The sequence below is a fragment of the Rubneribacter sp. genome (genome assembly GCF_965361815.1).
In genome coordinates this window covers 1-14,040 of record NZ_CBDTNW010000076.1, presented here as the reverse complement: position 1 = coordinate 14,040, position 14,040 = coordinate 1, and the positions used below count along the sequence as shown (strand labels likewise).

The 14,040-nt window shown below is 66.0% G+C and carries 14 protein-coding genes; 10 read left to right on the top strand and 4 right to left on the bottom strand.

Features of this window, described 5'->3' with window-relative positions; all coding sequences use genetic code 11:
- Window positions 1-78: 78 nt before the first annotated feature.
- Both ACWKY3_RS05750 and ACWKY3_RS05745 read left to right on the top strand, forming a co-directional pair.
- Complete coding sequence (locus ACWKY3_RS05750) at window positions 79-432, top strand: hypothetical protein (RefSeq protein ID WP_449315470.1); 354 nt, start codon at window positions 79-81, stop codon at window positions 430-432.
- 9 nt (window positions 433-441) lie between these two features.
- Window positions 442-918, top strand: coding sequence for a DUF4405 domain-containing protein (locus ACWKY3_RS05745; RefSeq protein WP_449315469.1), 477 nt, complete (start codon window positions 442-444; stop codon window positions 916-918).
- Between the two features lie 65 nt (window positions 919-983).
- On the opposite strand, the gene ACWKY3_RS05740 is transcribed toward ACWKY3_RS05745, so the two are convergent.
- Window positions 984-1,283, bottom strand: a complete 300-nt coding sequence (locus ACWKY3_RS05740) for a hypothetical protein (protein WP_449315468.1) — start codon at window positions 1,281-1,283, stop codon at window positions 984-986.
- Window positions 1,283-1,573: a type II toxin-antitoxin system Phd/YefM family antitoxin gene (locus ACWKY3_RS05735; protein WP_449315467.1), complete on the bottom strand. Its 291-nt coding sequence runs from the start codon at window positions 1,571-1,573 to the stop codon at window positions 1,283-1,285. The genes ACWKY3_RS05740 and ACWKY3_RS05735 overlap by 1 nt, the downstream gene beginning before the upstream one ends.
- Before the next feature lie 231 nt (window positions 1,574-1,804).
- Here ACWKY3_RS05735 and ACWKY3_RS05730 point away from each other — a divergent pair, with 231 nt between their 5' ends.
- Together ACWKY3_RS05730 and ACWKY3_RS05725 are read left to right on the top strand one after the other, a co-directional pair.
- The gene (locus tag ACWKY3_RS05730) at window positions 1,805-2,095 is read left to right on the top strand and encodes a type II toxin-antitoxin system Phd/YefM family antitoxin (protein ID WP_449315466.1); all 291 of its coding nucleotides are present in this window, start codon (window positions 1,805-1,807) and stop codon (window positions 2,093-2,095) included.
- Window positions 2,096-2,413: a hypothetical protein gene (locus tag ACWKY3_RS05725; RefSeq protein WP_449315465.1), complete on the top strand. Its 318-nt coding sequence runs from the start codon at window positions 2,096-2,098 to the stop codon at window positions 2,411-2,413.
- Between the two features lie 27 nt (window positions 2,414-2,440).
- Here the strand turns inward: ACWKY3_RS05725 and ACWKY3_RS05720 are convergent, their stop codons facing one another.
- Window positions 2,441-3,139: a GyrI-like domain-containing protein gene (locus tag ACWKY3_RS05720; RefSeq protein WP_449315464.1), complete on the bottom strand. Its 699-nt coding sequence runs from the start codon at window positions 3,137-3,139 to the stop codon at window positions 2,441-2,443.
- A 325-nt stretch (window positions 3,140-3,464) separates the two neighbouring features.
- On the opposite strand from ACWKY3_RS05720, the gene ACWKY3_RS05715 reads away from it, so the two are divergent.
- From ACWKY3_RS05715 to ACWKY3_RS05690, 6 genes are all read left to right on the top strand, one after another.
- Window positions 3,465-4,679: a serine hydrolase gene (locus tag ACWKY3_RS05715; RefSeq protein ID WP_449315463.1), complete on the top strand. Its 1,215-nt coding sequence runs from the start codon at window positions 3,465-3,467 to the stop codon at window positions 4,677-4,679.
- Window positions 4,676-5,890: a coiled-coil domain-containing protein gene (locus ACWKY3_RS05710; protein ID WP_449315462.1), complete on the top strand. Its 1,215-nt coding sequence runs from the start codon at window positions 4,676-4,678 to the stop codon at window positions 5,888-5,890. Before ACWKY3_RS05715 ends, ACWKY3_RS05710 begins: the two co-directional genes overlap by 4 nt.
- 1,019 nt (window positions 5,891-6,909) lie before the next feature.
- On the top strand, window positions 6,910-7,971 hold the full coding sequence (gene pheS, locus ACWKY3_RS05705) for a phenylalanine--tRNA ligase subunit alpha (RefSeq protein WP_449315461.1): 1,062 nt from the start codon (window positions 6,910-6,912) through the stop codon (window positions 7,969-7,971).
- A gap of 313 nt (window positions 7,972-8,284) precedes the next feature.
- Complete coding sequence (gene pheT / locus ACWKY3_RS05700) at window positions 8,285-10,756, top strand: phenylalanine--tRNA ligase subunit beta (RefSeq protein ID WP_449315460.1); 2,472 nt, start codon at window positions 8,285-8,287, stop codon at window positions 10,754-10,756.
- 24 nt (window positions 10,757-10,780) lie between these two features.
- Window positions 10,781-11,647, top strand: a complete 867-nt coding sequence (locus tag ACWKY3_RS05695) for a DegV family protein (protein WP_449315459.1) — start codon at window positions 10,781-10,783, stop codon at window positions 11,645-11,647.
- Window positions 11,648-12,247: 600 nt separating this feature from the next.
- Window positions 12,248-13,132 (top strand): methionyl aminopeptidase, encoded by an 885-nt coding sequence (locus tag ACWKY3_RS05690; protein WP_449315458.1) that lies wholly within the window; start codon window positions 12,248-12,250, stop codon window positions 13,130-13,132.
- Between the two features lie 59 nt (window positions 13,133-13,191).
- On the opposite strand, the gene ACWKY3_RS05685 is transcribed toward ACWKY3_RS05690, so the two are convergent.
- Window positions 13,192-14,040, bottom strand: an 849-nt coding sequence (locus ACWKY3_RS05685; RefSeq protein ID WP_449315457.1) for an FAD-binding protein, incomplete at its 5' end; no start/stop codon positions are given.

Below are 14,040 nucleotides of genomic sequence, written 5' to 3'. Positions count from 1 at the left end.
ACGTGCGGCGTGCGTAGAAGTGCAGAAGTACAGGAGTGCAGAAGGTGCGGCCACGCGGAAGCGCGGAAAGGTGCGGTCATGCGCAAGGTCATCGTAGTGTTGCTGGCGTTTGTCCTGACGGGAGCTGCTGCGTTCGGCGCGGGGCTGCTCGCCGACCCTTCGACGGGGCTGCCGCAGCCTATCAAGGTCGATTCCCCCTGTCCGGCCTCCGGATGCGCGAGCGGGGAATGCCATGGGTTCGACAACGTGCCCGAACCCGATGGCGCGCACGAGATGACCTGCCCCGAGGCGTCGTGCGCCGATGTCGCATGCCACGCATGGGATTCGCTCACCACGCGCTACCACCAGGCAAGCGACGCCAGCCTCAACCTGTGGATCCTCGCCCCGGTGGCGCTGGTGGTCGGGCTTGTGCTGCTGGCGAGGAAGCTTTAGGAGGGCATCATGGACAGGAAGAAAAACCTCGCGATAGATATAGGCGCCCTGGTGGTGTATCTGGTGGTGGCCAATCCTGCTTTAACCGGCATCGGTGCGCACGAGTGGCTGGGGTTCGGGGTGCTGCTGGCGTTCTTCATCCATTGCGTGGTCCACGGCGACTGGATCTTCTCGGTGGCTTCCGGGCTCAAAAGCGCCTCGTGGGGCGCGCGCGGCAATTTCGCGCTCGACGCGCTTATTCTTGTTGCGTTCGCAACGGTTATGGTATCGGGCCTCTGCATATCGGGAGCGGTGCTTCCGTTCGCAGGGCTTTACGCCCCAGGCTACTTCTTCTGGGACCCCCTCCATGCTATTTCAGCGAAAGTGCTTTTGGCGCTACTGCTCGTGCACGTGGTCGTTCACTGGAGGTGGATTGCGAGTTTTTCGGGCAAAAGGAAAGGCGATGTTTGCGCCAACAGCTCCGGAGCGGAAACCGACCGGGCTTAGAGGACGGGCGGCAATCAGAGTCAAAAGCAACCTATTTCAGCGAATTGCCATCCTGCGCATCAGCGTCAGTTGAATCCGAATCGAGTCGATGGGTCGCGTCTCTGGTCTTCAATCGAGAAAACAACAACGGGGGAGTCGAGATCCTGTCCGATTGAGTAGTAGATGCCGTAGTGGCCCGCATAGACAACTCGGCATTCCACGGGAGGTCTGGCCGCCTCGTAGGCAGGATCGTAAATCGAGCCTGCCGAGCAGATGATTCCGAGAACCCCGAGCATCCTTTTCACATCGGCGTAATCCTTATCCGATGGAATGTTGGCGAGCTGTAATCGTGCCTCGTCGGTAACGACTACCTCCCTTGCGTTCACTACCGCGCCTCCCTAGCTCTATCTGCCTCGTCCAGAGCCTGGTCGAGAGGAACGAAGCGGCCCGCGAGGTAGTCCTCGTACCCGCGCATGATGGATTTCTGTACACGGATCTCGCGGTCGCGAACCCTCTCATGGATAGCCATCTCCCGATCAAATGCCTCGGCATCCATGACGACCACCGAAGCCGATCCGTTGCGCGTCAGGTAGATGGGCTCGCTGCTGCGTTCGCATTTGCTGACGACCTCTTTGAAGTTCCTTTGCAATTCGCTGATGGGCATGACAACCGGCATGCGACACCTCGTTTCGTAGGGGGAGACTATTGTAGCGCGACTCAGTGATTCTCTACACGTATGTTATGCAAATTTACATAAGAATCATTATAGTGCGAGCTGAATGGCGGGTTTGGGGCGTCTCATGGAGTGCGCGTGGTAGTTTCTTGTGCGCACGGAACTTGACGGGTGGCCTGCATGGAACGATAATTCACTGCAAATATGCCGTTAATTTTATGAAAGGAGTTGCCGATGCCCGCCATTAAATCGCTCTCCGAGTTCAATCGGAGCCAGAATGCGCTCATTGAGGAGTTGGCGGATACGCGTGAGCCGCTGTACCTGACGCGCAACGGGGCGGCGTGCGTGGTGGTCATGGACGCGTCGGCGTTCGATGAGGCTATGTCGTTTCGCAACGAGCTGCTTGAACAGGAGCTTCGCACGTACCGCGGCTTGATGAAAGGGTATGAGGAGGTTCTTGACGGCAACGTGGTGGACGCGGCAGAAGCGGATCGTGAGATTCGCCGCGCCAAAGGTTGGTTGTGAGTGGACGGGTATGAGGTTGTCTACACGCGCTCTGTGGCAGATTTCATGATGACGGAGATCGAGAGCGAGCGCGTGTACGACAAGATTGACGAGTACCGCCATGTGCTCGCGTCGTTTCCTGGCATCGGCCGCAGGTACGACCCCTATTACGATGCCGCCCGCCCGCCGTTTCCGTGCCGGTTCATCGCGGTGCCTGATACGCCGTTCACCCTCTATTATGCGAAAGACGACGATCGTCGTCGCGTGACCGTGTTCCATATTGAACACCAAAGGGCGAACCCTTGCACCCGGTTCGTCGGGGGCTTTGCGCCAAACTAGCCGCCACCCCATGCGTTCCTGCGCGCTCTACGCGCGGCGAACGGGGTGGCGCACCACGGTGCGGAGGTTTTCTGGCTTTGTGCGGCGGGGATCGCCCAGGTAGATCTCGTGGTGCAGGCGCACAGCGGGCACCGCGTCCTGCGCGTCAAGGGCGGTAAGCAGCGCCTCGTCGCTTGCGGGATCGGCGATGTCGCTTTCGCATCCCGACGCGGTGACGAACGCCTCCAAGGCGGCGACGGTGGCGGGTTCGTCGTCGTACGGTCCTTTGTGCATGACCTGGGCGCACGACCCTTCGGCGAACCGCACGAGGCGCACGCGGCCCACATCGGCCCCCGGCTTCTTCGCGGCCGCTTGCCCGGCGGCCCATGCGAGCACGTCCGGCGTGACGAAGTCCGGCTGGCGGATGAGCGACACCCAGCGAAGCGCGCCTTTGTCCGCGATGCGCGAGCCGTCGAATCCGCCGCCCCACCACAGCCCCTCAAGCGGCGGCACCACGTAGTCGAAGTAGCCCTCCGGCTGCCAGCTGCCCATCTTCGCCATCTTGATGGTGTACGAGAGGGCGTAGAGCGCTTCGAGCGCCTGGGCGTACGCGCCGCCCTCCTCGTTCGGGTCGCCCGCGCCCGCCACAGCAAGAAACGTCATCGGCTCCACGTCGATGAGCGCCGGCTTCGCCTTCGGCGCGTAGAAGTCGCGATACTCTTTCTTGAAGTCGAACGCGGCAGCCATGAGGGTCCTCCTTGACGTCGGCGCACGGTATGCGCGGTGTGGGACGGACGGGGCATGGGTACGTCCCCGCCCGTCGGCCATTATAGTGCATCTTGCTTAGCGCGGGCGCATCTCTATCGGGGGCATTTTCAGGGTGATTTTGGAGATGCGCCGAGTCGGACGCTCGAGGCTTCACGTGTGTCCTCGTGCGCATCCCGTGGCCCTCCTATGTGGATTGCCCTGCGCGCACTTGCCGCTTTGCGGCCGATGGGGAATACTGCCCTTCGGGCGAAAACGCCCCCAAGCAACGATATCGGATGGCGCGCATGCGCCGGGAAGGCGCGTCGTGAAGGGACTTGCGCCCCTCTGGGCACGGTTCAAGCAGAGGCCGGACTGGTTCAAGGCCGTCGCGGCCGTCGTCGTCGCATCTGCGGCGGTGTTCGCGGGCGTGGGCGCGGCCAACGCCCTTGCGCCCAAGGTCGAGGAGCCGACGCCTTCCGCCGAGCGCTCTTCCGCAGCGGCCGGTTCCTTTGAGGTCGACGAAGCGGCCGGAGCCGAAATCGCAGAGGACGCCGAAGTCGCCGAGAACCCTGGCGCCGCCCAAGCTGCCGATTCGGGTGCGGACGCCGAACGGCCCGACCCGCGCGTTGTGGCCGATACCGCCCTTGCCGCCCTCGATGCCGCATCCTTTGCAGAGGGCGTCGTTTTGTTCGATTCCGTGACGGGCATCAGCCGCACGCTGGAGCCCGACGAGGCCCCCGCCGTCTTCCAGGCGCTGGAGGCGTATGCGGCGGCGGGGTACGACGTGGGTTTCGTCGTGTACGACCTGGCCACGCAGCGCGGCGTGAGCTACAACGCCGACCAGGGGTTCTTCTCGGCCAGCACCGTCAAGGCGCCGTTTGCAGCCTACGTGGTGCAAAGCGAGGTGGACGGCGGGGGCGCATCGCTTGACGACGAGATGTTCGAGGACCTGGTCATGGAGGGGACGGGCGTCATGGCCTTCGACGACACGAGCGTGTACGCGCTGCGCGACGTTCTGTCCAACGCCATCGTCCATTCCGACAACACCGGCTACGCCCTTCTGCGCGAGCGCTTCGACGACGGCGGGTTCGAGGCGTGGTGCGCGTCGGCGGGCGTGGACGCCGGTGCCTGGGAGGGCGAGTGGTATCCGCATTACAGCGCGCTTGACCTGGCGAAGCTGTGGATCAACGTCGGCTTCTACCTAGCCGAAGGGCAGGGGCTTTCGTCGTGGTACGCGGACCTGCTGTCCCAGACCGACTCGTCGTTTCTGCGCGCGGCCCTCGGGGACCGGGGCGCCGTGCTTTCCAAGCCGGGCTTCGAGATAGACTCGTACTGGGGCGACATCGGGGCGCTCAACGACGCGGGCGTGATCCTGTCCGACGGCGGCGTGTACGTGGCGGCCATCATGTCCGACGCGGACTACGACAGCGACTACCTCACCGAGGACGGGTATCTGATCGCCGATCTTGCCTCCGCGCTCGGCGGCGTGCACGACGACCTCCTTTCGCCCGACGTCCGCGAAGAGGGGGAGGGCGCATGACGACGCGAAAAGACCTTCCCGCGCGCTTTGCGATCCGCGTCCTCGCCTTGGTGCTCTCGGTTTCCCTCGCCGGCGCGCTTCCCGGCGCGGCCCATGCCGACGAAGGGGCCGACGCCGCCCAGCGCGCGGTCGACGACGCCGCGTCCGCGCTGGACAGGGCCGAGTCCCGCATGTCCCAGCTGGTTTCGGAGTGCCAGGAGATAGGTCAAGAGGTGGAGCGGCTCCAGGCGCAGATAGACGAAGCGGCGGACCAAGTGCTCGAAGCGCAGCAGGAGGTCATCGAAGGCCGCGAGGCCCTGGGCCGTGCGGCGGCGGCCGAGTACCGCGATGGCGGCACCGCGCAGTCGCTTTTGGAGCTGGTGCTTGGGGCAAGCGATTTCTCCGAGCTGCTGCGCAACCTCTCCTACCTGCAGAGCATCGCCGATTATCAGACCGAGAGGATCGCCGTCCAGCAGGAGCGCAGTGAGCGCTTCCAGAGCCTGGCAGACGATTTGAACGCCCGCAAAGACGCGCAGGATGCGAAATTGGCCGACCTGGAGGTGCGGAAGGCCGAGGCGGAGCGGGTGGCCGCAGACGCGTCGTCGCGGCTTTCCCAGGCCCAGGGGGACCAGGCTGCCCGCGTGGCCGCGCTGCAAGCTCAGGCCGAGGCGATGGCCGCCTCCGGCGCGGCGGGCGAGCCGGTTGAGGTTGAGGGAGCGAACACGGTTGAGAGGGTCGAGGTGGTTCCCGAGGGAACGCCGGTCGCGCCCGATCCGGCCCCCGTCGTTCCCGATGCGGGTTCGGGCGCGGGCGGCGGTGCGGGCGCGGGCGGCGGCTCGGGATCGGACGGCGGCGGCTTGTCGGGCGGCGTGGCGGGCGGCGGTTCGACAGGCGGCGCCGAAGCCGGCTGGCAGACGGGCGTGGCCTCGGCCTACGGCGGCTCCACCGATCCCTACACGCCCAACCCCGGCGTCACGGCCACCGGCGCGGTGTGCGACGACAATTCGATGGGCGTGGCCGTGCCCATGTCCTGGCCGGGCTACTGGCGCTATTACGGACGGACTGTCGAGATCTCCTACAACGGCATGACGGTGTTCGCCACGGTGAACGACTGCGGCTACATGGGCGGCGGCAGCCGCTCTCTCGACCTGCAGCCCGGCGTGTGGAAGGCCTTCGGCTTCTCCTCCTGTACCGACTGGGGTCTGCGCACCGTGAGCTACCGCTTCCTGTGACGTCGCATCGTCGCATCGGCGCGTCCGCGCTGCTCGCCGTTGGCGCGGCCTTGCCGGCTGGGCCTTTTCTGTTAGGCCGGCGTTGACGCGGACCTCGCCGGAGGCGGCTCGGCGGGGCCGCCCGCAAGTTGGTCGCAAACCGCGCCCTATGGCACGCGCGGGGCCGCCTTCCCGTCCTCCGCTCCCTCCGTGCCCGGAAAAATCCCAGGTCGATAGAATCGCGCGGTCCGTCAAAGAGCCGACCCGGCCTACGTCAGCCCCGGTTTAACAGAGAGGCTGGGCCGAAGTGGCACGGATCGCGTCTTGTGCATGGATTTTCGGGCCGAAAAAGCCCGAAAGCGGTCTGGATGGTTCTCGGTGAAAATGCCGACCTGGGAAAACGATTTCGAGTCCGCACGGTCGGCCGTTGGAACCTATACACAAGACGCGATCCGTGCCACTTCGGAGCGGGTTCGCTGTCCGAACCGGTCCCCCCTCGGTTCTGCACCCCTGCCCCGACGCTGTCCTTTTCCGCAGCGCTTTTCCGCGTTGCGCGGCCATCGCGGCCATCGCTGCTCGCATGCTTGCCCGTGAATCCTCTGCGAAAATCGCGCGCGCGAAGTCGGAATGCGCTATACTGCTTCCCCACATGCGACGACGAAGACGGCGTCGCGCACGGTTGCCGCCTCCAGAGACGGGCTTCGCCGGCTGAAAGGGCCCGGACGGCACGCGCGACGATTCCCTTCCGAGCAGCGGGGCTGAACGCGGGGCGCGCGAGCGCGGACGTCCAGTAGGCCGCGCCGGGTGCTCCCGTCACAGGGCGAAAACGAGCGGGCGGCCGCAGGGCTGCGCGATCGGCGGCCGTGCAAGCGGCTTCGGTCGCGCGGGCGCAGCCGTCAACCGAGGTGGTACCGCGAGAGCCTTCTCTCGTCCTTGGATTCGGGGCCATGCCCCGCCAAGCAGGGACGAGAGAAGGCTCTTTTTGTTTGCGGCGAGGCGCAGGCCCGCTGCGCGGAAAGACGGAAAGGGAAGAGGGACACATGGCGATCGCAGAGGAAGTGGAGGCGCTGCGCGAGCAGACGCTGGCATCCATCGGCCAGGCGGCCGACACCGCCGCGCTCGATCAGGTGCGCGTGGCCGTGCTCGGCAAGTCCGGCACGCTCACGGGCTACCTGCGCAGCATGGGGCAGGTGCCCAAGGAGGAGCGCGCCCAGGTGGGCAAGGCCGTGAACGAGGTGCGCGTTGCGGTGGAGGAGGCGCTGGCGGCTCGCAAGGAGGCGCTGGCGGCCGAGGAGCTGGCCGCGGCCATCGACGCGGCGGCCGTGGACGTGACGCTGCCGGGCCGCGCGCAGCAGATGGGCACGCGCCACCTCATCAACGGCATCATCGACGAGGTGAGCGAGATCTTCTTGGGCTTGGGCTACTCGGTGGCCGAAGGTCCTGAGGTGGAGACGTGCTACTACAACTTCGAGGCCCTAAACGCCCCCGCCGACCATCCGAGCCGCAGCTTGGCCGACACGTTCTACGTGGTGGACCGCTCGGGCGACGAGTGCAACGTGCGCGGCGAGTCCGACGTGCTGCTGCGCACCCAAACCTCCGGCGTGCAGGTGCATGCGATGGAGGACCGCGAGCTGCCCATCTACGTGATCGCCCCGGGCAAGGTGTACCGCCGCGACGTGGCCGACCCGTCCCATCTGCCGCAGTTCCATCAGATCGAGGGCCTGGTGGTGGGCAAAGGCATCACCTTCGGCGACCTCAAGGGCACGATGGACTACCTGTGCAAGCAGGTGTTCGGCCCAGAGCGCAAGACGCGCTTCCGCGCGCACTTCTTCCCGTTCACGGAGCCGTCGGCCGAGGTGGACGTGAGCTGCGGCATCTGCCACGGCGAGGGCTGCCGCATGTGCAAGAACACGGGCTGGCTGGAGATCCTCGGCTGCGGCATGGTGGATCCCAACGTGCTGGCCATGTCCGGCATCGACCCGGAGGAGTACTCCGGGTTCGCGTTCGGCATGGGGGTGGAGCGCATCGCCTGCCTGAAGTACAACGTGCCCGACCTGCGCATGCTTTTGGAAGGCGACATGCGCTTCTTGCGGCAGTTCTGAGCCGTGGGGTGGGATGTTCGACAATGCCCAGACGCTCGTCAAGGCTCCGTCGGCCTGACGGCCGACGGAACGCGTCGACGCTGCGGCCGCTTGGCGCACCCCGCCTCGCGGCGAAGCCGAAATGCCCTGCCTAGGCTTCGCCGAGCAGGGCGCGCCCGCTCGGGCGCATGGCGAGGGATCGAACAGCCCACAGGGCTGTTCGATGCGTACCAAAGTACGTTTCCCCTTCGCCTTCCCCACGATTTGGGGCACCCCAAGCGGCCTCACTGACTTTGTTGGACCAGTAGGGTCTTTAGAAGAAGGAAGAACGAACATGAAAGTATCTCTCAAATGGCTTTCGGAGTACGTGGACGTGCCGTCGGACACGAAGGCGTTTTGCGACCGGCTGGATTTGACGGGCACAGGCGTGGAAGGCGTGGAGCGGACGGGCGCTTCGCTTGACGGCGTGGTGGTCGGGCACGTGAAGACGTGCGAGCCGCATCCCGACAGCGACCATATGCACGTGGTGACGGTGGACGTGGGCGCGGGCGAGCCGGTGCAGATCGTGTGCGGCGCGCCGAACATCGCGGCCGGCTTGCGCGTGCCGGTGGCCACGGTGGGCGCGGTGCTGCCCGGCGACTTCAAGATCAAGAAATCCAAGCTGCGAGGCGTGGTGAGCTGCGGCATGTGCTGCTCGCGCCGGGAGCTGGGCATGGGGGCCGACCACGAGGGCATCTGGATCCTGCCTAAGGACGCTCCCGTGGGCGCGCCCATCGCCGACTACCTGAAGCTGTCGGATACGGTGCTCGACCTGGAGATCACGCCGAACCGTCCCGATTGCCTCTCCGTCGTGGGCTTCGCACGCGAGGTGGGCGCGATGTATCGGCGCGATTGGCGCGATCCGCTGCCCGAGATGGCGGCCAAGCTGCAGCTTGATGCGGACGCGACGCCGGTCGATGCGGCCGTGAGCGTGACCATCGAGGACCCGCAGCGCTGCCCGCGCTACACCGCGCGCGTCATTCGCGGCTGCAAGGTGGGGCCGAGCCCCGACTGGATGGTCGAGCGGCTGGCCGCCATCGGGCAGCGCTCCATCAACAACATCGTGGACGTGACCAACTACGTCCTGTTCCTGCTCGGACAGCCGCTGCACGCCTTCGACCTGGACACGCTCAAAAACAGCGAGGGGCGTGCGGATGTGGTGATCCGTGCGGCGAAAGACGGCGAGAAGCTGACCACGCTCGACGGGGCGGAGCGCACGCTCACCTCCGACATGACCGTCATCTCCACGCCCGAGCGCGGCGCGGTGGCGCTTGCGGGCGTCATGGGCGGGCTGGACACCGAGGTCACGGACAAGACGGTGGACATCCTTCTGGAGGCCGCCGCGTTCGAAGCGGGCCGCACGAGCCGTACGAGCCGCAACCTCGGCCTCATCTCGGAAAGCTCCATGCGCTACGAGCGCGGCGTGGACGACCATGGCATGGACGTGCGCTCGGCCGCCGCAGCGGCGCTCATCGCGGAGGTGTCCGGCGGCACGGTGAGCTGCGCCGCGGACAACGACGCGGGCATCGTGGACGAGTGGCCGCGGCGATCCCAGGCTGCCGAGCTGGTTTTCCGCACCCCGCGTTTCTGCGCCATGATGGGCGCGGACATTCCGCGCGACTTCGTGGAGGACGCGCTGCGCCGCCTGGGCTGCGCGGTGGCCGAGGGCGCCGCCGCCGGCGCGCTCGCGGTGACGGCGCCCACCTTCCGTCCGGATCTCGAGCGCGAGATCGACCTGTACGAGGAGGTGCTGCGCCTGTGGGGCATGGACCGCATCCCGGCCACGCTGCCCGGCGGGCGCGAGCGCGTGGGCACCCGCACGCTCGCTGAGCGCGTGATGGACACGGTGAACGACGCCCTGCGCGCAAGCGGCCTCAACGAAACGATGACCTACTCCTTCGCCGAGCCGGGCGATCTTGACCGCCTGCGCATGCCGCACGAGGGCCTGGGCGATCCGGTTGAGCTCATCAACCCGCTCAACGCCGACCAGTCCGTCATGCGCCAGAGCATCATCCCCGGCCTTTTGCGCAGCGTCGCCTACAACCAAAGCCGCGGCGTGAGAAACGTGCAGCTCTACGAGACGGGCATCGTGTTCTACGCCCACGAGGGGAAGAAGCAGCCCAAGGAGCGCCGCAAGGTGGCCGGCGCGCTGGCCGGCGCCATGCGCGATACCGGGTGGAACGACGCTCCCGCCGCGTTCGACTTCTTCGACGGCAAGGGCGTGGTGGAGAACCTTGCGCGCGAGCTGGCGCTGCCCAAGCTGCGCTTCAAGGCGCTTTCCGCCGACGAGGCCCCTCACCTGCAACCGGGCCGCGCGGCCGCGGTGCTTTCCGGCGGCGTCGAGCTTGGCTGGGTGGGCGAGGTGCATCCGCTGGCCGTTGACGCTTATCATGCGCAGGCGCCGGTGGTGGCCTTCGAGCTGGACGCGGAGGCGCTTGCGAAGGCCGCGCGCCCGGCGCGCGACTACCGCGACGTGCCCACGTTCCCGGCGGTGTCCATGGACGTGGCTTTCGTGGTGGATGAGACTGTGACCTGCGAAAAGCTTGTGCAGTGCATGACGTCTGCCGGCGGAAAGCTGCTGGAGGAGGCGCGTTTGTTCGACGTCTACCGCGACGAGGAGCGCGTGGGCGCGGGCAAGAAGTCGATGGCCTTCGCGCTCACCTACCGCGCGCCCGACCGCACCCTTGCGGGCGAGGAGGCGGACAAGGCTCACGAGCGCCTGGTGAAGAAAGTGTGCGCCGCCACCGGCGCCGAGGTGCGCGGGTAGGCCGCGCGGGAAAGGCATGCGTCCATGAGCCAAAGCGTCGCGATCATGACGGATACGAACAGCGGTGTTACGGCCGAGGAGGCCGAGCAGCTGGGGCTGTTCGTGGTGTCGATGCCTTTCGTGGTGGACGGCGAGGAGTGCTTCGAGGGCGTGAACCTGGATGCTACGCGCTTCTACGAGCGGCAGCGCGCCGGGGCCGACATCGCCACGTCTCAGCCGTCCATCGTCGATCTGGGCCGGCGTTGGCACGAATTGCTGGAGCGCTATGACGAGGTGGTCTATATCCCCATGTCAAGCGGGCTTTCCGGTTCGTGCGAGACGGCACGGTCCCTTGCCGACCACGAGCACTTCGGCGGGCGCGTGCATGTGGCGGACAACCAGCGCATCTCGGTCACGCAGCGCGAGTCGGCGCTCGACGCTTTGCGTTGGGCGCGCCGGGGCATGGGAGCGGCGGAGATACGGGCGCGCCTTGAGAGCACGAAGCTGGAGGCCAGCATCTACATCATGGTGGACACGCTGGAGCATCTTCGCAAGGGAGGCCGCATCACGCCGGCTGCGGCCTCCATCGGCTCGCTGCTCAAAATCAAGCCGGTGCTGCAGATTCAGGGCGACAAGCTGGACGCGTTCTCTGTGGCGAAGTCGTTCAAAGCGGCCAAACGCGCCATGCTCAAGGCGCTCGCGCGCGATGTGGAGGAGCGCTTCGGCGGCGTGGAAAACGTGCACCTCTACGTGGCCCACACCGACCGCGCAGCCGACGCGCAGGCCGCAGCCGAGGAGATGCGCGAAGCGTTCGGCGTGCGCGAGGTGTTCGTGGACCGGCTGCCGCTCAGCATCGCCTGCCACACCGGCCCCGGCGCTTTGGGCGTCGGCTGCGCCAAGCGGCAGGACTGACGTTTCCGGCGGCGCGACGTGGCGGCGCGGCCGGGTTTCCGGCTGCGTTTTCTTGGGTTGGGTTTGCGTTCGGTCAGGCATCGCGCTTGGGGATCTGGGTTTTTCCTGCAAGCGCGAACGTTCCGGACCGGTGCCGACGATGACTCCTTGTGGTCCTCGCATGCGTCGCATATGCGCGAAATTTTCCTCAGATGGTCAAAAACCGGAGAAGTCGGGGGAATTTGCGAGAAGCGATGCCTTATGCGGCAACAAAAGCCCAGGTCGGAAATTTTCAGACGCCAAAAACCTGCGAAAAATCCCCCGACTAAAGGAGATTTTGACCATCTGAGGAAAATTTCGCGCATCTTCGCCGGCCGGGAGCACGACTTTGGAAGACGCCTTCGCCAGTTGGGGGACGCATAACGCTTGAACGGCGCGTTGCCGCAGACCGCGCCGATTGCATCGTTGAAAGCCGCGCCCGCCCGCTTCGCATCAGCCAGCTTTCTCGCTGCCCCGTTCCGCTCTGCGATTTTTCCGGGTTCGGCCTGTCTTCCGCTTTGCGAGCGCTCCGCAACGGCGCGCGAGGCGCTACAATACCTCGCGAGCGAAAGGAAGAACCCCATGTACGACGGACAGACCAACCCCGGCCGCAACGACGCATGCTGGTGCGGCAGCGGCAAGAAGTACAAGAAGTGCCACCTTGACTTCGACGAGCGCCTGCAGAGCCTTCACGACCAGGGCTTCGAGGTGCCCGAGCGCGCGTTGCTCAAAATGCCGGACGACATCGAGGGCATCAAGCGCAGCGCCGCCATCAACATCGGCGTGCTCGATTACGTGGCCGAGCGCATCGGGCCGGGCGTGACCACCGAGCAGGTGGACCGCTGGGTGCACGACTACACCGTGGAGCACGGCGGCATTCCGGCCGACCTCGGCTACGAGGGCTATCCCAAAAGCGTGTGCACGTCCGTGAACGAGGTCGTGTGCCACGGCATCCCCTCCGAGGCCGACGTGCTGCGCGAGGGCGACATCGTCAACGTTGACTGCTCCACCATCTTGGAGGGCTACTACTCGGATTCCTCGCGCATGTTCTGCATCGGCGAGGTGTCGCCGGAGCGCCGGCGCCTCGTGGAGGAGACGAAGCGCGCCATGGAGGCCGGCATCGCCGCCGTGAAGCCGTGGGGCTTCCTCGGCGATGTGGGTGCGGCGGTGAACGCCCATGCGCGCGCGTGCGGGTTCACCGTGGTGCGCGAGTTCGGCGGCCACGGCATCGGCTTCGACTTCCACGAGGACCCGTTCGTGAGCCATGTGGCCCAGGCCGGCACGGGCATGGTGCTCGTGCCCGGGCTTGTGTTCACCATCGAACCCATGGTGAACGCCGGCGCCCAGGAGATTGACATGAGCGACCCCAACGGCTGGACCGTGCGCACCGCCGACGGCAGCGACACCGCCCAATGGGAGGTCCAGCTCGTCGTCACCGAAGATGGCTGCGAGCTGCTGTCCTGGTAACGCAAGGAAACGCCCGGCGCCATCGTGCGCGTCGGGCGTTTCCAGGGAGGGGACCGTCGCTATTTCTGCGCCACCATGCGGCCGATCACGTAGCCTTCGGTGTAGCAGCGGCCAAGCGACAGGCCGAACACGGTGAGCGGGTAGTCGATGCCGCCGTAGAACCCGCCCGAGCAGTTGCCGATGGCGTACAGGCCCTCGATGACCTCGCCTTCGGGCGTGAGGCACTCGTGGTTCTCGTTCACCTCCACGCCCGAGCAGATGGCGCTCATGCGCACATGGCGGTGGATGCCGTAGTAAGGCGGGGTGTCAACCGGCACCATGTACTGCGCGGGCTTGCCGAAGTCCTCGTCCGCACCGGCGGCGCACAGCTCGTTGTAGCGCTCCACCGTTTTCACGAACGCGTCCACATCGGCTATCTCCAGCTTCTCGGCCAGCTCCTCAAGCGTGTCGGCCTTGTACGTGTTGATCTGGCCTTCGAACACGCCTGCGCGCTCCACGTCCTCTTCTGGCATGTACACCTTGAGCGCCTCGGGATCCACGAGCTTGCCGGCCCAGTCGGCGGCGTCCTCCATGTAGGTGCTGTCGAAGATCTGGCAGTAGTGGCCGGCGTCCTCGGCCGAGCGCAGGTAGCAGTTCATGAGCGACATCTCCACCGTCTCGTTCACGAAGCGCTCCCCGGTGGAGTTCTTCACGGACAAAAACGGCATGTCGCACATCGAGGACGGGCCCGCGTCGAAGTCGTGGAGCATCTTGGTGTGCGCCAGGTCCTCGATCTTGCCGCCGGCCCACACCACCATCTTGTGACCGTCGCCGGTCTTGTTGGTCTGTTTGGGCTCGAGGTTGGTCATGTCGGGCTGGTAGTAGTAGAGCATGTCGGTGTCGTTTTGGTAGTCGCCCGTGGCCATGAT

What these genes read in the sequence shown, in the direction of transcription:
- ACWKY3_RS05710 (WP_449315462.1), top strand. Translation starts at nt 4,676, where the DNA reads ATGACGACGCGAAAAGACCTTCCCGCGCGCTTTGCGATCCGCGTCCTC.
- pheS (WP_449315461.1), top strand. Translation starts at nt 6,910, where the DNA reads ATGGCGATCGCAGAGGAAGTGGAGGCGCTGCGCGAGCAGACGCTGGCA.
- ACWKY3_RS05730 (WP_449315466.1), top strand. Translation starts at nt 1,805, where the DNA reads ATGCCCGCCATTAAATCGCTCTCCGAGTTCAATCGGAGCCAGAATGCG.
- ACWKY3_RS05690 (WP_449315458.1), top strand. Translation starts at nt 12,248, where the DNA reads ATGTACGACGGACAGACCAACCCCGGCCGCAACGACGCATGCTGGTGC.
- ACWKY3_RS05750 (WP_449315470.1), top strand. Translation starts at nt 79, where the DNA reads ATGCGCAAGGTCATCGTAGTGTTGCTGGCGTTTGTCCTGACGGGAGCT.
- ACWKY3_RS05735 (WP_449315467.1), bottom strand. Translation starts at nt 1,573, where the DNA reads ATGCCGGTTGTCATGCCCATCAGCGAATTGCAAAGGAACTTCAAAGAG.
- ACWKY3_RS05720 (WP_449315464.1), bottom strand. Translation starts at nt 3,139, where the DNA reads ATGGCTGCCGCGTTCGACTTCAAGAAAGAGTATCGCGACTTCTACGCG.
- ACWKY3_RS05745 (WP_449315469.1), top strand. Translation starts at nt 442, where the DNA reads ATGGACAGGAAGAAAAACCTCGCGATAGATATAGGCGCCCTGGTGGTG.
- pheT (WP_449315460.1), top strand. Translation starts at nt 8,285, where the DNA reads ATGAAAGTATCTCTCAAATGGCTTTCGGAGTACGTGGACGTGCCGTCG.
- ACWKY3_RS05695 (WP_449315459.1), top strand. Translation starts at nt 10,781, where the DNA reads ATGAGCCAAAGCGTCGCGATCATGACGGATACGAACAGCGGTGTTACG.